The sequence below is a fragment of the Streptomyces sp. R41 genome, assembly GCF_041053055.1.
Lineage (GTDB): Bacteria > Actinomycetota > Actinomycetes > Streptomycetales > Streptomycetaceae > Streptomyces.
Map to the genome: position 1 here is coordinate 10,380,251 of NZ_CP163443.1, position 14,742 is coordinate 10,394,992.

The following is a 14,742-nucleotide window of genomic DNA, read 5'->3' on the forward strand; positions in this document are numbered from 1 at the left end:
CGCGATCGGGTTAATTGGGACATATACCATCAGAAATGAACAACTCCGCCGTGTGGGTTCGTGACGCCCCCTGGAGGCCTGATGAGCCAGCAGCCGGTCCTACTGCCGTACGCCGATCCGGCCTTCATGGCAGATCCCTTCCCGCTCTACCGGCAGCTGCGCGAGGACGGCCCGGTACGGCGCGCCGTCATCGCCGGCGGCCTCGAGGCATGGTTGGTCACGCGCTACGAAGACGGCCTCGCGGCCCTGTCCGACTCACGGCTGAGCAGCGACGTCCGCGATGCCTCGGACCCCCGCCTCCTCGAGCGGCTGCCCGCCACGGAGCGCGAGTCGATGCTGCGCACCATGCTCCGCACCGACCCGCCCGACCACACCCGCCTGCGCCGCCTGGTCTCCAAGGCGTTCACCGCCCGCAGGGTGGCCGAGCTGCGGCCGCGCGTCCAGGAGATCACCGACCGGTTGCTCGACGCGATCGAGCCCGCGGGCAAGGCCGACCTCGTCGAGGACTTCGCGCTGCCGCTTCCCGTCACTGTGATCCGCGAACTGCTCGGAGTGCCCGTCGCCGACCGGGACGACTTCCAGCGGTGGACCGACGACATGATCCTTCAAGGAGACGAGCCGCCGGACCCGGCCCGGATGGACCGAGCGTGGCGGCAGATGCGCTCGTACCTGACCCGACTCCTCGAGGACAAGCGAGCCCGGCCCGCTGACGACCTGCTCAGCGCGCTCATCGCCACCCGGGACGAGGAACACCGGCTGGACGAGGATGAGCTGATCGCCATGGCTTTCCTGCTGCTGGTGGCCGGGTACATCACCACGGTCAACCTGATCGGCAGCGGCATCGCCGCACTGCTCGCCCACCCCGACCAACTGCGGATGCTGCGGGACGATCCGGAACTGCTGCCCGGTGCGATCGAGGAGTTCCTGCGCTACGACGGACCGGTCAACCCGGGCATCGCCCGGTTCGCGCGCGAGGACGTCACCATCGCGGGAGTGACCATCCCGCGCGGAGCGACCGTGCTGGTCGCCTCCGCCATCGCCGACCGCGACCCGGCGCAGTTCCCGGACCCCGACCGCCTGGACATCACCCGGCAGGACAACGCGCACCTCGCCTTCGGGCACGGCATCCACTACTGCCTGGGCGCGCCACTGGCCCGGCTCGAGGGGCAGATCGCCATGGGAACCGTCCTGCGCCGCCTGCCCCACCTCAGCCTGGCCGTGCCGCCCAGCGAACTGCGATGGCGTTCGGGCGGTCTGCGCGGCCCCGAACAGCTGCCCGTCACGTTCACCTCGGGCGACTCCGGCTGACTGCACCACACGGAGGCGTTCGTGTCCCACCGTTCACGGCGGACGGCTGCTCGTTGCACGTGTGCTCTCCGGCCGCCCAGTCGCTCATGAGACGGGCATCTCGCGTGCCACCGCACACAAGTGGGTGCGCCGGTGGCGGCGGAACGCTGCCCCTACCGGTCGCAGACTGCAATTGCTGCCACACCGCACTCGGCGGCAAGCCACCCGTCAGCCGTGTGAACAACCCTTCGGGTCAATACACCTAGGACACCCATGGCCCTTAGCGAGCAGCACAACGTCGGCACAGGCAGGCAGATCATCTTCCTGCTGGGGCGTGCCTTCAGGCGAGAAACGCATTTTTCGCACAGATTTGTCCACCGCGCCGCGCAAGCGGCGTCGCCCAGCGTTGATGGTCCAAAGCGTGAATGGTGAGGCCCTGTCACTGCCCAGGCGTCCACTTCACGCCCGCCGACGTGACCAACAGCCCGGCCGCCCCACCACTCCCAGGACCAGGCGCTAAAGTCCGGCGATCAGCAGCAGAACGAGGACCGCAGCCGAAATCACCGCGACAGGCGACGCCTTCGGGACGGCCGTCCGGGGCCGAGCGGCAGTGAGCCGGGCCCAGTAACTGCCAGTCCGGCTCACCGCGGTCATGTGGTCTTGATGTCGTCCACCCGCTCGCCCTCCGCCTGGGACGGCTCGGTCCTGGGGACGTCCGGGTGCTGGGCTGCACGCTCAGCCGGGTCGTCGCGCTCGCCCTCAGCTTGGGAGGGTGTGTGAGAGTACAGCCAGGTGTCGTAATCCGAGGCTTCGGATGTCATGGCGGGCCTCCCTCGGTCGCTCATCTCCCATGCTCCTCCCTCGACCCGTGCAGGGCGAGACCAGCCGGGGCCGCACCTCGCGGCCCATGCCACCGAAGCTGCAGGATGCGCAGCCCAGCCGATCTTCGGTGGCACTGAAACTCGCCCACATCTCTGCAGTCGACCACGTACGTCGCCGACGACGCGCTCCCCGACCGCGGAGGCCCCACGGCGACCTGATGCGTGCCGCCCTGTTCGAGGCCGCGCGCCGGCATGGTGCTCTCCCGGCGGCCTTCCGATCAAGATCAGGTTCAGGCGAAGATCACCAAAGGCTGCCGTCGAAGGGTTCAGAATTCAGGCGTCGCCGAGAGAGGCCGCCATTCGGACCACCGGCTGGACCCTTCCAGTGATTGCCACACGACTCGCGAGCGGAGCACACGGCGTAGGGGTAGGGCGTCTGCGCAGCAGATGCACCGGATTCGTGAGGAGATCAGCCGTGTACGCAGCCGTCAGACGATACGAAGGGGTGACCGATCCGGCTGAGGCAGGGCGTCGGGTGAACGAGGGATTCGTGCCGCTCATCCGTCAGATCCCCGGCCTCCTGGCCTACTACTGGGTCGACGCCGGGAACGGAGTCATGCTCTCGACCAGCGTCTTCGAAAGCGAGGCCGGGGCCGAGGAATCAATCAAGCAGGCGGCGGTCTTCGTGCGGGACAACCTTGCTTCGCTGCTCCCCAACCCTCCCCAGGTCATGTCCGGCCAGGTCGTGGCTTCCGCATAGCGAGGATGCTCAGGCCACCGAGCCGATGCTGCGCACCCTCGGCGGCCTGCCGGCGGCGCGCCTACTCCAGGTACCCGAGCTCTCTGCCCGGCCGGCAGTGCGTGCACGCGTCCAAGCTGGGCCCGCCGACTGGCCGGCAGGCGGGCGGAGTCGGGAGGTTCGGACCTTTCGGAGGCCGTATCGCCCGTACCCTTCGTGGTGTCTACGGCGTCACATACTGGGCGCCAAACACTGGAGGCAACACCTCGTGCTCATTGCTCAGCGTCCGTCCCTGACCGAAGAGGTCGTCGACGAGTTCCGCTCCCGGTTCGTGATCGAGCCGCTGGAGCCGGGCTTCGGTTACACCCTCGGCAACTCCCTGCGTCGTACGCTCCTCTCCTCGATCCCGGGTGCGGCGGTCACGTCCATCCGCATCGACGGCGTTCTGCACGAGTTCACCACCGTGCCGGGCGTCAAGGAGGACGTCACCGACCTGATCCTCAACATCAAGCAGCTGGTCGTCTCCTCGGAGCACGACGAGCCTGTCGTGATGTACCTGCGCAAGCAGGGCCCGGGCCTGGTCACCGCCGCCGACATCGCGCCCCCGGCCGGTGTCGAGGTGCACAACCCCGACCTCGTCCTCGCCACGCTCAACGGCAAGGGCAAGCTGGAGATGGAGCTGACCGTCGAGCGCGGTCGCGGCTATGTCTCCGCCGTTCAGAACAAGCAGGTCGGTCAGGAGATCGGGCGCATCCCGGTCGACTCGATCTACTCGCCGGTGCTGAAGGTCACGTACAAGGTCGAGGCGACCCGTGTCGAGCAGCGCACCGACTTCGACAAGCTGATCGTCGACGTCGAGACCAAGCAGGCCATGCGTCCGCGGGATGCCATGGCGTCGGCCGGTAAGACTCTGGTCGAGCTGTTCGGTCTGGCCCGCGAGCTCAACATCGACGCCGAGGGCATCGACATGGGCCCGTCCCCCACGGACGCCGCCCTTGCCGCCGACATGGCGCTGCCGATCGAGGAGCTGGAGCTCACGGTCCGCTCCTACAACTGCCTCAAGCGTGAGGGCGTCCACTCGGTGGGGGAGCTCTTGGCGCGCTCCGAGGCCGACCTCCTGGACATCCGCAACTTCGGTGCGAAGTCCATCGACGAGGTCAAGGCGAAGCTGGCCGGCCTGGGCCTGGCCCTCAAGGACAGCCCGCCCGGATTCGACCCGACCGCCGCGGCTTTCGGCGCGGACGATAACGCGGACGCAGGTTTCGTCGAGACCGAGCAATACTGAACGCCGCGCGAGTCGCGCGGGAGCCACTCCTGGAGCGGCCAGGCATATGACGAGCCCTTCCGGCTCGCCCCGTCGAACTATCGCGTCCTCGCCGAGGCCGCTGCGGCCGACGGCACGGCCTGAGCCGGGACGCACGAAAGCCGTCCCGGTGGCACGGGGGAAGCCACCGGGACGGCTCCGCTCGGCGTAGAGCCTCAAGAGCCCTACAGGCCAACCGACTTGAGTAGGTTCAGCAGCACGTCGGTGTTGCCCATCGCATTCTGTAGCGCCACGCCTGCCACACCGCCGGGAGGTCGCCGGCCAGGGCCCGGATCTGCTCGCGCTCGTCGGCGGTGAGGAGGCGGGGTCGGGCCGCGGCGACGCGGTCATACTCCTCGCTCAGCTACAGGGCAGGCGCCGGTCGCCCACGTTCCAATCGGCGATGTTTCCTCCGTGGATCCGAATGGGGCAGGCGCGGATGCGGGCCCGCGACGACCTGACCACGATGTTCTGCAAGCGGGTCGCGTTGCAGGTCAAGCGGGCCAAGGCGGAGCTGGAGAGCATCCGGGAGCAACAGCAGGCCATCGTTGAGGCGTTGATCGGGAACTACCGCACCGTGCTCCAGCACATCGACGCCGACAGTCCCGTCCAGGCCGCCCGGGAGAAGGCGGCTGTCATGACGGCCGAGATCCTGGAGGCGGTCGGGGAACTCGACCAGGACGCGGAGGCCGACGCCGTCGCCGCGCGGCTCGGCGAAGGGTTCGGGCCCGCCGTGCACACTATGGCGAAGGCCCTGTACGTGCAGTCCGGCGCCTTGGGAGTGCCCGCGGCGGCGGTGGACGACTTTGGCGGGTTCGAAGGCCAGTACGAGCAGGTCGAGAAGGTCGCCGCGCACCACGGCAACTACTGGGAGGTGCTGCCGTACGGGCACCTGCTCAAGGACCGCTCCACGATGTACGACCTGACCAGCCGCCTGGAGCTGCGGGCCACCTCCGAGGACAACCGCGGGCTGGACGCGCTCGCGCACGCCCGCCGGTACAAGACCTCCCGCGACTACATCCCGGAGCGGCACGAGGACGGCCGCCCGGTCGACATCTCCTTCGCCACGCTGAACTGGCAGAAGGCCGTACGCGACAAGAACCGGCCTGGTGTCTTCGTGCGCAAGCACTTCGAGGCGATGGTCTTCGCGGCGCTCGCTGAGGAACTGCGTACAGGCGACGTCGCGGTGGCCGGGTCGGAGGAGTACGCCGACTGGAGCGAGCAGCTGCTCCCCTGGGAGGACGTCGAGGCGAAGCTGGGCGACTACCTGGCGGAGGTCGGGCTTGCCGAGCCCGGCGACGCGGTGCCGTACGATGCCGTGTCGTTCAGCCGGCAGCTGGAGGACAAACTCACCGCGGCCGCCGCGACGGCGGACGCCGGGTACTTGGACAACGAGGGCCTGGTCATCGACCCGGAGACCGGTATTCCCTCGCTCAAGGCGCGCCGCTCCGAGGGGCAGCGGGCCTCGGCCAGGGTGCTGGAGCAGGAGATCAAGGCGAGGATGCCGGAGCGCTCGCTAATCGGGATCATCTCCCGCACCGCGTACTGGGTGGAGTGGTGGCGCCGCTTCGGCCCGTCGTCCGGCAACGAGCCGAAGCTGAGGGACCCTTTCGGCCGGTACGTGATCATCATGTTCGTGAAGGGCACCAACATGGGCCCCTACGAGGCCGCCCGCCACATCCCCGGCGTCACCGGACACGAGCTGTCGCTGGCCGCGAACCGGCACTTCTCCATCCCGACGCTGAACGAGGCGATCGCCGACCTGGTCAACGCGCACGCCCGCCTGGACATCTCCCAGGCGTGGGGCGACGGCTCCGCGGTCGCCGCGGACGGCACCCACATGGACACCTACCTCAACAACCTGCCGTCCGAGACCTCGGTGCGGTACGGCAAGCCGGGCGGCATCGCCTACCACCACATCTCGGACGCGTACATCGCGTTGTTCACGCACTTCATCCCGTGCGGGGTGTGGGAGGCCGTCTACATCATCGAGGGTCTGCTGAAGAACACCTCCGAGGTGAAGCCGACCACGGTGCACGCGGATACGCAGGGCCAGAGCTTCCCTGTCTTTGCGCTCGCCCACCTGCTGGGCTTCGACCTGATGCCCAGGATCCGGAACTGGAAGGAACTGACCTTCTACCGGCCCACGCAGCAGACGGAGTACGTGCACATCGATGCCCTGTTCGGCGAGCCGGGCCGCAACGTCATAGACTTCGACCTGATCGAGTCCCAGTTCCGGCACCTGATGCGGGTGGCGATCTCCGGACGCGAGGGCGCCATCTCCTCGACGATGCTGCTGCGTCGCCTGCGCGCGGGCTCACGCGAGAACGCCACCTACAACGCCTTCCGTGAGGTCGGCCGTGTGATCCGTACCGTCCAGCTGCTGCGCTACCTCTCGGATGCCCCGCTGCGCCGGCGGGTCACCGCGGCCACGAACAAGGTCGAGGCGTTCAACGGCTTCTCCCAGTGGATCGGCTTCGGCAACGGTGGCGTCATCACCGACAACGACCCCGTCGAGCAGGAGAAGACCGCGAAATTCAACGCTCTGCTCACGAACGCGGTGATCTTCCACAACGCCCTGGACATCGCCGAGATCGTGCGCCAGCTCCAGGAGGAGGGCCACGTCGTCGACCCCGAGGACCTGGCCCACATCTCGCCCTACCTGACCGAGCACATTCGCCGCTTCGGCGAGTACTCCACCCACGAACTCGGCCTTGAGCCCGAGGCGTACGACCCGCGCCTGGACGTCGACTTCGGCCCGCTGCGCGGCGACGGCCCCGGCGCGGACGGCTACGGCCAGGCAGCCTGACCATCGATGCCAGGTCACGACTTCAGCGGCAGCGTGATGCCGTCCGGCGCCAGCGCCATGCACACGCACCCGCACTTGGATCGGCGAGTGTGAGGCCGGTGCCGGCGGCCGCCGCGGGTATCGGCGGGCAGATTCGCCACCAGCTCCGCAAGCGCGTCCGCCGTGAGATGGGCCGATTCCTCGGTGCGAGGCCGACGGCCCCGGGAAGGGTGGCCACAGGTCGCCGTCCGGCGCTGAATCGCTGGCCCTGGCTGCGTTGTCGTATCCGTTCTGGATGTGGGCCCGCCGGGGGCGGTGCACTGTGTGCGGATCAGCGGGCGATCGAGATCGCGAAGGGTGTGAATCCGGTGGACCGGATGACGTGCGGGACGAAGAGGATCGCGGCCTCTGTGGCGCGGGCGGTCTGGATCCCGCCGAGATCAGTGATCCACTCCTTGCGCCAGCCGAGGTTGATGAGCAGTTCACGGACGGTCTGCTTGGCCTGCGGGTCCTCGCCGGAGAGGAAGGCGTCGGGCGCCTGGGTGAGCGTGGCTGGCGCGGTCATCACCGGGAAGAGCATGGTGTTGAGTGTCTTGACGACGCGCGTTTCGGGGAGCGCTTCCTGGAGTTGCTCGGCGAGGCTTGAGCCGGGGTAGATCAGGTCGGCGGGCAGTCCGTCCGGTCCGTCGGTGGTGGCGTTGGAGACGTCGACGAGGATCTTGTCGCGCAGTTCCTCGCGCAGGGCGACGAGCCGGTCCAGCGAGCCGGTGCCCGGGGTGGCGTTGATGACGACCTGGGCTGTCCGGGCCGCGTCGGCGGCGGCGCCCGGGGCGCGGTCCGCCACGGTCACCTCATGCCCTGCCCGGGTGAGGGCTGTGGCCAGGTTGCCGCCGACGCGGCCGTTTCCGAGAACTGCGATCGTGGTCATGATGATCTGGTCCTTCCGTGCTGCAGGTATTGGTGCGCGGTCAGCGTGAGAGCGTGGCGACGGCCTCGGCGTGGACGCCGGGCGCGGCGGCCAGGAAGCTCTCGCTCTGCGGGGTCCAGGGGCGGCCCTCGGCGTCGGAGATCTGTCCGCCGGCCTCGGTGACGAGCAGCGCCCCGGGCAGCAGGTCCGCGCGGGCGCCGGCGAACTGCCAGAAGGCGTCGATCCGGCCGGCGGCCACGTTCAGCAGGTGCAGGGTCGCGGGCACGGCGGTGCGGACGACGAGCGCGTCGAAGAGCATCGCGGTGATCGAGGAGCCGACGCGCCGTACGACCTTCTCGTCCTCGTCCGGCCGGGCCTGGCTGGTGGCCACGATGCTCAGGCCGAGGTCCGCGGTCTGGGAGACGCGCAGCGGCCGGCCGTCGAGGTGGGCGCCCGCGCCGGTGAGCGCGGTGTAGGTCTCGCCGGTCAACGGCAGGTGGACCGCGGTGAGCACCGGCTGGTTCTCACGCACGAGGGTGGCGGTCACCGCCCACTCCGGCAGGGCGTGCAGGTGGTTGACGTTGCCTTCGGCCGGATCCACGACCCACCATTCGCCGGGCGGCAGCGCCCCGCCGTCCAGTTCGTCCTCCACCCAGCCGGCGTCCGGGCGCAGGCGCGTGAGGCGGGGGCGCAGGATGTCGAGGGCCATCTCGTCGTTGGCGGCGAGCGCGCGCATCAGCTCTTCGCGGGTCTGGTAGCGGACCACCTCGCCGAAGCGCTCGCGCAGCGCCGAACCCGCCTCACGCACGGCGTTCGCGGTCTGGGCGAGCACGTCGGCGTCGGAGGCGGCGACTGCGGTGGTCTGAAGCGTTTCGGACATGGTGGTATTCCCGTCTGAGGAGGGGTGCTGTGGCCGGTCGAGGGCCGAACTGCGCGTTACTTCTTGCGCTTTCGCCTCAACGGTATGCAGCCCCGCAATTAACTTCAAATGCATGTCAGGCACGCCTAGGATTACTCGCATGCAATTGGATTTGAACCTGCTCGCCGCGCTCGACGCGCTGCTGGAGGAGGGAAGTGTGGCCGGGGCGGCCGCGCGCCTGCACGTCACCGCCCCCGCGATGAGCCGGAGTCTGGGCCGAATCCGGCGCACGACCGGGGATCAGATCCTGGTGCGCACCGGCCGCACGATGACCCCGACGCCGTATGCGATCGCCGTCCGGGAACAGGTGCACGAGCTGCTGCACCAGGTCCAGGGGGTGCTGGCACCGAGCCGTGAACTCGATCTGGCAACGTTGGAGCGCACTTTCACACTCCGCTGGCACGATTCCCTGGTCGCCTTGAGCGGCCCCGCACTGCTCGCGGCCGTGCGCGGACAGGCGCCGGGCGTGCGATTGCGCTTCGTCGCGGAATCGAGCATCGACACCCCCGAGTTGCGGCGCGGCGAGGTCGACCTGGAGGCGAACGCCAACCGCCCGAGCGCACCGGACATCCGTGCCGAGAACGTGGGCGAGACCCGCCTCGTCATCGTCGTGAGGCAGGGGCACCCCCTCACCCGCGTCAGGACCGTCACCGCAAAGCGGTACGCCGCGGCTGAGCACGTCACCGTCTCGCGACGTGGAAACCTCAGCAATGCCCTCGACGACGCCCTCGCGCGGCTCGGCCTCACCCGCCGCGTGGTGGCGACCACGCCCACGGAAGCGGCCGCGCTGGAGTTCGCGCGCGGCTCCGATCTCCTGATCAGTGTCCCCGAAGCCACCACGCGGTCAGCGGTCGCCGACCTCGGCCTGGTGGTGCTCCCGCTCCCGCTCGAACTGCCGTCGGCACCGATATACCTGTCGTGGCATCAGCGCTACGACACCGACCACGCCCACGCCTGGCTGCGCGGGCTGGCGCGAACCGCGCTGGCCATGTGCGGAGCGTCGTAGTCGGCGCCGTCCGGCCGCTTCACCCATACGTCCACGCGACCACCTTGATGCCGCACGGCCGGCCGCTGTGCGGACCCGCATCAGATCACCAGCCCCCGAGGGGGGCGTACACGACCAACCTGAACGCGGTCGCGAAGCCTGCTGCGCGCTCTGAGCGGCGTCCTCATCGGGGAGGCCGGCGTCCACGGGCGCCCCGGCGGCAAGCCCACCTGGGGTCCACCCGCCACCGCCGCGTTGCGACGACTCGTCGCAACGGTCCGCCGGCCTGGTGAGCACGGCCCGGCGGCCTACGTCACCGACGCGCGTCGCCCGGCGTAAGCAGACTACTGACTTCGGCTCGTTAACTCCCTCTCCCCTCCGGCGACCTCGCTCACGCGGTCGACTCCTGGCCGATGAGCAGGTCGAGCAGGCTGGCGGGGGCGTTGTCGCCGAAGATCAGCTGGTGATTCTTGTCGGATTCGGCGGCGAACTGGGCACTGCGGGGAAAAAGGGCCTGCTCGTACTTCGCAAGGGCGGCTTCGACATCGTCGGGATGTGCGGCGATGGCTTTGCCGAGTTCAGCGCCGTCGAACATGGCGAGGTTGGCGCCCTCCCCGGCGAACGGTGACATGAGGTGGGCGGCGTCGCCCAGCAGCGTCACGCCGGGAACGCGGTCCCAGCGGTGGCCGATCGGCAGGGCGCTGATCGGGCGCGGGGCGAGGGCGGTTTCCCCGTCAGTGATGAGTGCGGTGAGTTCAGGCGCCCATCCGGTGAATTCTGCCGCGACCTGGGCCGCCGCCGTTTCGGGACTGGCGACAATGGCGGCGATCCAGTCCTGCGGCTTGTTGAGCGCGACGTAGGTGTGAAGAACGGCGTCGGCCTCTCGATGGCCAAGGATCCCCTTGCCGGCTGTGACGGCGAACAGGGAACCGTCGCCGGCGGCCTTGGCCGCTGCGGGGTGGCGCTGGTCGGCGTCGTACAGGTAGGTCTCGATGAACGACGTGCCGACGTACTCGGGCTTGGCGTCGGAGAGCAGCGGCCGGATCCTCGACCAGGCGCCGTCCGCGCCGACGAGGAGGCCGGTCGTCACGGTTGGCCCGTCGGCGAAGGTCAGCTCGTGCCTACCGTCTCCGAGGGGGCGGACACTGGTGACCTTGTGTCCCCACTGGATCATCTCGTCGGGCAGCGAGTTGATCAGAATCCGACGCAGGTCTCCGCGGAGCACCTCAGGGCGACCGCCCGTGCCGTCGTCGGGCTGGTCGAGCAGTACCGCGCCGTGCTGGTCGAGCACGCGCAGGGCCTCGCCGCCTTCGTGGATGATCGCGCGGAACTCGTCGGTGAGGCCGGCCGCTTCGAGGGCGAGCTGCCCGTTGTACTCGTGGATGTCGAGCTGACCGCCCTGCGTGCGGGCGTCCGCCGATATCTCGGCTTCGTAGATGGTCGCGGGGATGCCGTGCAGGTGCAGGACCCGTGCGAGGGTCAGGCCGCCGAGCCCGGCACCGACGATCGTGACGGGAGTGGTCATGGTGGTTTCCCTTTCGCTTGGACACCGCTCTACTGCGATACAGTGTTCGCAGTACCGGCGCCACGATAGCACTACTGCGAACAGTGAGCGCAGTAGTGAGGAGGAAAAACCGATGGACGACGCCCACACGGTGATCTGGAACCGGCCGGAGCGGGCCGCGAAAGGCCCCGCGCCGTCACGCACGCGGGCGGAGATCACCAGCGCTGCTATCGCGATCGCCGACGCCGAGGGCATCGAGGCACTGTCCATGCGGCGCGTCGCCAAGGAACTGGGAACGGGCACAGCCTCGCTCTACCGCTACCTGGCGTCCAAAGACGACCTGCTCGACCTCATGCTCGACGCCGTAGCGGCCGAAGACGGCGGCCCGCCTGCCCCCACCGGCGACTGGCGCAGCGACCTGCGAGGCCTGGCCCATCGTTCCCGGGCCGCCTTCCACCGGCATCCCTGGATGACCTCCCTCGCAGCAGGGCGCCCATCACTTGGACCGAACTCCCTCGACGCCATCGAACGCGCACTCGCCGCCCTCGATCCCCTCGGCTTCGATATCGACGTGATGATCACCGTCGTCGACACGCTGCAGGCCTTCGTCCGCGGCTACGCCATCGGCGAGCTCGCCCAACAGGAAGCCGTCCGACGCTCCGGAGTCGGCATCCAGCAATGGATGGACGCCCATGCGCCCTACCTCGACAAAGTCGTCAAGAGCGGGCGCCATCCACTCCTCGCCCGGGTCATTCGTGATGCCGAGCTTCCCCACGCGGCCGACAGCGCCGAGCGCGGGTTCGAACTGGGACTCGAACGACTCCTCGACGGATGGGAGGCCAACCTCCCGGTCCGGCCCTGACTATCCGGCAGCGTCATCTGGCGGTTCATCGGGGAACCTCCACACCCCGACGCCGGCCTCCGCGCGCCGAACCCCCGACGCAACGCGATTCCCCGAAACGACCCGCCAGGGCTTGCACGGATCGGCGGACGCCTCGTCGTATCTGCTTTTGGGCCAGCTCGGCGACCAGCCCCGGGGAAGTCGATCCGCTACTTCAAGCCCTCTCCCGAGGCCCTCGACCTCGCCGTGCCAGCCCTCGCGTTCGGCTTCCGCTATGCGGTCGAGCAGGCTGTCGCGGGTCTGCACGATACGGTCGCGCTGGGCGGGATCGGGCCGTAGGAGACTGCATCTGAGGCAGCTGTGCTCATGGACGCAACCGGTCCCGTAGGCTCGGCCGCAGTCGCCCAAGGCGACCCGGCGGCGTTCGAAGTGGCCGAGGAACTCCTCCCACTCCTCGTCGGTCGGGTTCGGTATTCCTCGCTGGGGCGGGTGGTGCGGCGGCGGGCGATGAAGGCCCGGTGGCCGTTGATGACCTCCTCGGGATAGACCGCCTTGTATCCCATGGTGGTGTTGATGTCGCCGTGGCCTACCACGAGTTGGGCGATGTGGAGTGGCATCCCGTTCATGATCGCGTCCGTGATGAACAGCCCAGCCTCCGGAAGTCATGGGGGCTGAAGGTCAGCGGTCGGCTGGTGGCGTCGGTGAGACCGGTGCGGGCAAGCGCGTCGTTGAGCATGTCCCTGATCCCGGCAGCCGGGATCGGCCGCTTCTCCACGCCGATGTGGCGCTGGAACAGAAGCGGCATCGGCGGGTTCCAGACGCGTTCGTGGTTGTCGTAGGAGACAACAAGTGGGACGGCGCCGTTCGCGTCGCTGCCGTACGGCGGTTCGCTGTCGTTCCGCCGTACGGTTCACCGCCCTCGGCACCGTGCCTTCCGGCCGCTCGACCGCGCGGCGGACGCAGTCGACGACCGTATCGGGGATCTCGTCCAGCTTCGGGAAACACCCCATGCGCTGATACGACTTCATCGCGAGCAGCTGGGCCAGCAGATGCGCGTCGCAAATCGACACGGGCAGCAGCCCACTCGACCTCGTCACGGCTCGGCGCGAAGAACAGATGCAGCTCATGCGCGGTGATCAGCCGCTTGAACCACGGATACGCGGTTCTCTCGATCGAGGTCACAACCCACCCCGCCCCGGACGACATCCAACGTCACCACCAAGGATGCCGAGCCGAACGGGTGACGGGCGGACCTGCCCAGGGGCCAAGATCATTCCGTGGCGGGCTTCTGGCGTATCTGGGTCATGCCCCCGAATGTCTGCCTGAATGCCCCCTCGTCCACTCTCCTGTCAGTCTCGTCGGACACGGAAGGTACTACTCGGGATCATGGCGGGCGCACGCCAGCGCCGCCCCAGCCGCGATCTGAGCCTGCCGCCGCACGTTCCGGGGCAGACGCTCACCGCGCTGCAGGCGCTGCGGGGGATGACTGTCAATGCCGCGTACACGGCGGCCGACGAGCACGAGGCGGGCCGCCTGGCGCCCGGCTTTCGTGCGGACCTCAGGGTCTTCGCCGACGATCCGCTCACCACCGGCCGCGACCGAACTGCCGGATCTGCCGGTGCGGTTGACCGTCCTCGACGGCAAGGTCACGTACCGGGCCGAGGACTTGTAGGACAGGCCCTGCGGCGCGCTCGCGTCCGAGGTACTCCTCGTCGGTCATGGGACCCACGATCCACATCCGGCCAGTTGCGTTGGCCGGGCGGCTGACGGGGGCGCGCGAGCAACGGCCCCAGCCTCTGGACCGCACGGCACACCGTGGACGACGAGACGCCGAAGAGCGGGCCGAGCTGCCGCAGCATCGTCAGGTGGAGGGCACGGAAGAAGCCCGGCTGATCGTCCTGCGCGGCAACTCGGCTTCAGGCAAGTCGAGCGTCGCGGCCGGTCTCCGTGACCGCTCCGGCCGCTGCGTGGCCCTGGTCGGCCAGGACAACCTCCGCCGTATTGTGCGGCATCAGAGGGATCGGACCGGCGCTGTGAGCAGCGGCCTGTTTCACTGCGGTGAGCGTCGCGTACACGACGACGTTGGCCTGGTATCCGGTGCCACTGACGTAGCCGCCGCAGGTGATGACCCGTAGTTCGGGCTGGTCGGAGTTGCCGTAGACCTTTTTGCTGGGGAATTTCTTCTTGTCGTAGACCTCCACGGCGTCGACGGTGAATACGGCTGTGCGCCCGTCAGTCCGGCTGATCTCGATCGTGTCGCCCTTGGTCAGATCGCCGAGTTGGTAGAAAACGCCGGGGCTGCCGCCGGGCATGTCCACATGCCCGGCGGTGACGGCTGTGCCTGCCGAGCCTGGTGCGGTGCCCTGGCCGTACCAGCCGGCGAGGTTGGAGTTGTCGGCGGGCGGGGGCCGCAGCGCTCCCGCCCTGTCGAGGTCCAGCTCCGTCATGGGGGCGTTCACGTCGATGGCGGGGATACGAAGGCGAACGGGCTGTGCGGCGGGCAGTGGCCGGACGGCGGGGGGCGTTGCTGAGGCGGCGCGGCCGGGCGTGGGACCTGCCGAGGGAGTGGAGAAGGCCTGGCCGGCCGAAGGCTGCGGCGGCTGCCTGTCGTGCATCGCGCCGGTCATCAGCACGGAACCTGTCACCAG

12 protein-coding genes and 5 pseudogenes are annotated in these 14,742 nt (G+C 69.0%); 11 read left to right on the forward strand and 6 right to left on the reverse strand.

Features of this window, described 5'->3' with window-relative positions; translation table 11 throughout:
- Positions 1-81 precede the first annotated feature (81 nt).
- Together AB5J53_RS47340 and AB5J53_RS47345 are read left to right on the forward strand one after the other, a co-directional pair.
- Positions 82-1,308, forward strand: coding sequence for a cytochrome P450 (locus tag AB5J53_RS47340; protein WP_369251825.1), 1,227 nt, complete (start codon positions 82-84; stop codon positions 1,306-1,308).
- 28 nt (positions 1,309-1,336) lie between these two features.
- Positions 1,337-1,447, forward strand: a pseudogene (locus AB5J53_RS47345) (leucine zipper domain-containing protein); the annotation flags it as partial.
- A gap of 490 nt (positions 1,448-1,937) precedes the next feature.
- Here the strand turns inward: AB5J53_RS47345 and AB5J53_RS47350 are convergent.
- Positions 1,938-2,108 (reverse strand): hypothetical protein, encoded by a 171-nt coding sequence (locus AB5J53_RS47350; RefSeq protein WP_369251827.1) that lies wholly within the window; start codon positions 2,106-2,108, stop codon positions 1,938-1,940.
- Positions 2,109-2,613: 505 nt separating this feature from the next.
- Between AB5J53_RS47350 and AB5J53_RS47355 the strand changes: the two genes are divergently transcribed.
- The 3 genes from AB5J53_RS47355 (at position 2,614) to AB5J53_RS47365 (ending at position 6,959) form a co-directional block, all read left to right on the forward strand.
- The gene (locus tag AB5J53_RS47355; protein ID WP_369251829.1) at positions 2,614-2,868 is read left to right on the forward strand and encodes a hypothetical protein; all 255 of its coding nucleotides are present in this window, start codon (positions 2,614-2,616) and stop codon (positions 2,866-2,868) included.
- A gap of 247 nt (positions 2,869-3,115) precedes the next feature.
- The gene (locus AB5J53_RS47360; protein WP_369251831.1) at positions 3,116-4,132 is read left to right on the forward strand and encodes a DNA-directed RNA polymerase subunit alpha; all 1,017 of its coding nucleotides are present in this window, start codon (positions 3,116-3,118) and stop codon (positions 4,130-4,132) included.
- 442 nt (positions 4,133-4,574) lie between these two features.
- A complete protein-coding gene (locus AB5J53_RS47365; RefSeq protein ID WP_369251833.1) occupies positions 4,575-6,959 on the forward strand; it encodes a transposase in 2,385 nt (794 codons plus the stop codon).
- A gap of 310 nt (positions 6,960-7,269) precedes the next feature.
- Here AB5J53_RS47365 and AB5J53_RS47370 read toward each other — a convergent pair whose 3' ends face one another.
- Positions 7,270-7,866: an NADPH-dependent F420 reductase gene (locus tag AB5J53_RS47370; RefSeq protein ID WP_369251835.1), complete on the reverse strand. Its 597-nt coding sequence runs from the start codon at positions 7,864-7,866 to the stop codon at positions 7,270-7,272.
- A 40-nt stretch (positions 7,867-7,906) separates the two neighbouring features.
- Complete coding sequence (locus AB5J53_RS47375) at positions 7,907-8,725, reverse strand: inositol monophosphatase (RefSeq protein WP_369251837.1); 819 nt, start codon at positions 8,723-8,725, stop codon at positions 7,907-7,909.
- 139 nt (positions 8,726-8,864) lie between these two features.
- Between AB5J53_RS47375 and AB5J53_RS47380 the strand changes: the two genes are divergently transcribed.
- Complete coding sequence (locus tag AB5J53_RS47380) at positions 8,865-9,770, forward strand: LysR family transcriptional regulator (RefSeq protein ID WP_369251839.1); 906 nt, start codon at positions 8,865-8,867, stop codon at positions 9,768-9,770.
- 135 nt (positions 9,771-9,905) lie between these two features.
- A pseudogene (locus AB5J53_RS47385) lies at positions 9,906-10,088 on the forward strand (hypothetical protein); the annotation flags it as partial.
- A gap of 52 nt (positions 10,089-10,140) precedes the next feature.
- Here AB5J53_RS47385 and AB5J53_RS47390 read toward each other — a convergent pair.
- Positions 10,141-11,274: an FAD-dependent oxidoreductase gene (locus tag AB5J53_RS47390; protein WP_369251841.1), complete on the reverse strand. Its 1,134-nt coding sequence runs from the start codon at positions 11,272-11,274 to the stop codon at positions 10,141-10,143.
- A gap of 112 nt (positions 11,275-11,386) precedes the next feature.
- On the opposite strand from AB5J53_RS47390, the gene AB5J53_RS47395 reads away from it, so the two are divergent.
- The 3 genes from AB5J53_RS47395 (at position 11,387) to AB5J53_RS47405 (ending at position 13,861) form a co-directional block, all read left to right on the forward strand.
- Entirely contained in the window at positions 11,387-12,115 is a 729-nt protein-coding gene (locus AB5J53_RS47395) for a TetR/AcrR family transcriptional regulator (protein ID WP_369251843.1), read from the forward strand.
- A gap of 497 nt (positions 12,116-12,612) precedes the next feature.
- Positions 12,613-12,933 carry a hypothetical protein gene (locus AB5J53_RS47400; RefSeq protein WP_369251845.1) on the forward strand — a complete coding sequence of 107 codons (321 nt, stop codon included), beginning with the start codon at positions 12,613-12,615 and terminating at the stop codon, positions 12,931-12,933.
- 643 nt (positions 12,934-13,576) lie between these two features.
- A complete protein-coding gene (locus tag AB5J53_RS47405) occupies positions 13,577-13,861 on the forward strand; it encodes a hypothetical protein (protein WP_369252919.1) in 285 nt (94 codons plus the stop codon).
- Here AB5J53_RS47405 and AB5J53_RS47410 read toward each other — a convergent pair.
- Positions 13,858-13,950 (reverse strand): annotated as a pseudogene (locus AB5J53_RS47410) (transposase family protein); the annotation flags it as partial. The gene AB5J53_RS47405 and the pseudogene AB5J53_RS47410 sit on opposite strands and share 4 nt — an antisense overlap.
- Positions 13,951-13,959: 9 nt before the next feature.
- Between AB5J53_RS47410 and AB5J53_RS47415 the strand changes: the two are divergent.
- Positions 13,960-14,142: pseudogene (locus tag AB5J53_RS47415) on the forward strand (kinase); the annotation flags it as partial.
- On the opposite strand, the pseudogene AB5J53_RS47420 reads toward AB5J53_RS47415, so the two are convergent.
- A pseudogene (locus AB5J53_RS47420) lies at positions 14,143-14,721 on the reverse strand (class F sortase); the annotation flags it as partial.
- Between the last annotated feature and the right edge of the window lie 21 nt (positions 14,722-14,742).

What these genes read in the sequence shown, in the direction of transcription:
- AB5J53_RS47370 (WP_369251835.1), bottom strand. Translation starts at nt 7,866, where the DNA reads ATGACCACGATCGCAGTTCTCGGAAACGGCCGCGTCGGCGGCAACCTG.
- AB5J53_RS47390 (WP_369251841.1), bottom strand. Translation starts at nt 11,274, where the DNA reads ATGACCACTCCCGTCACGATCGTCGGTGCCGGGCTCGGCGGCCTGACC.
- AB5J53_RS47405 (WP_369252919.1), top strand. Translation starts at nt 13,577, where the DNA reads ATGACTGTCAATGCCGCGTACACGGCGGCCGACGAGCACGAGGCGGGC.
- AB5J53_RS47365 (WP_369251833.1), top strand. Translation starts at nt 4,575, where the DNA reads ATGGGGCAGGCGCGGATGCGGGCCCGCGACGACCTGACCACGATGTTC.
- AB5J53_RS47375 (WP_369251837.1), bottom strand. Translation starts at nt 8,725, where the DNA reads ATGTCCGAAACGCTTCAGACCACCGCAGTCGCCGCCTCCGACGCCGAC.
- AB5J53_RS47395 (WP_369251843.1), top strand. Translation starts at nt 11,387, where the DNA reads ATGGACGACGCCCACACGGTGATCTGGAACCGGCCGGAGCGGGCCGCG.
- AB5J53_RS47380 (WP_369251839.1), top strand. Translation starts at nt 8,865, where the DNA reads ATGCAATTGGATTTGAACCTGCTCGCCGCGCTCGACGCGCTGCTGGAG.
- AB5J53_RS47340 (WP_369251825.1), top strand. Translation starts at nt 82, where the DNA reads ATGAGCCAGCAGCCGGTCCTACTGCCGTACGCCGATCCGGCCTTCATG.
- AB5J53_RS47350 (WP_369251827.1), bottom strand. Translation starts at nt 2,108, where the DNA reads ATGACATCCGAAGCCTCGGATTACGACACCTGGCTGTACTCTCACACA.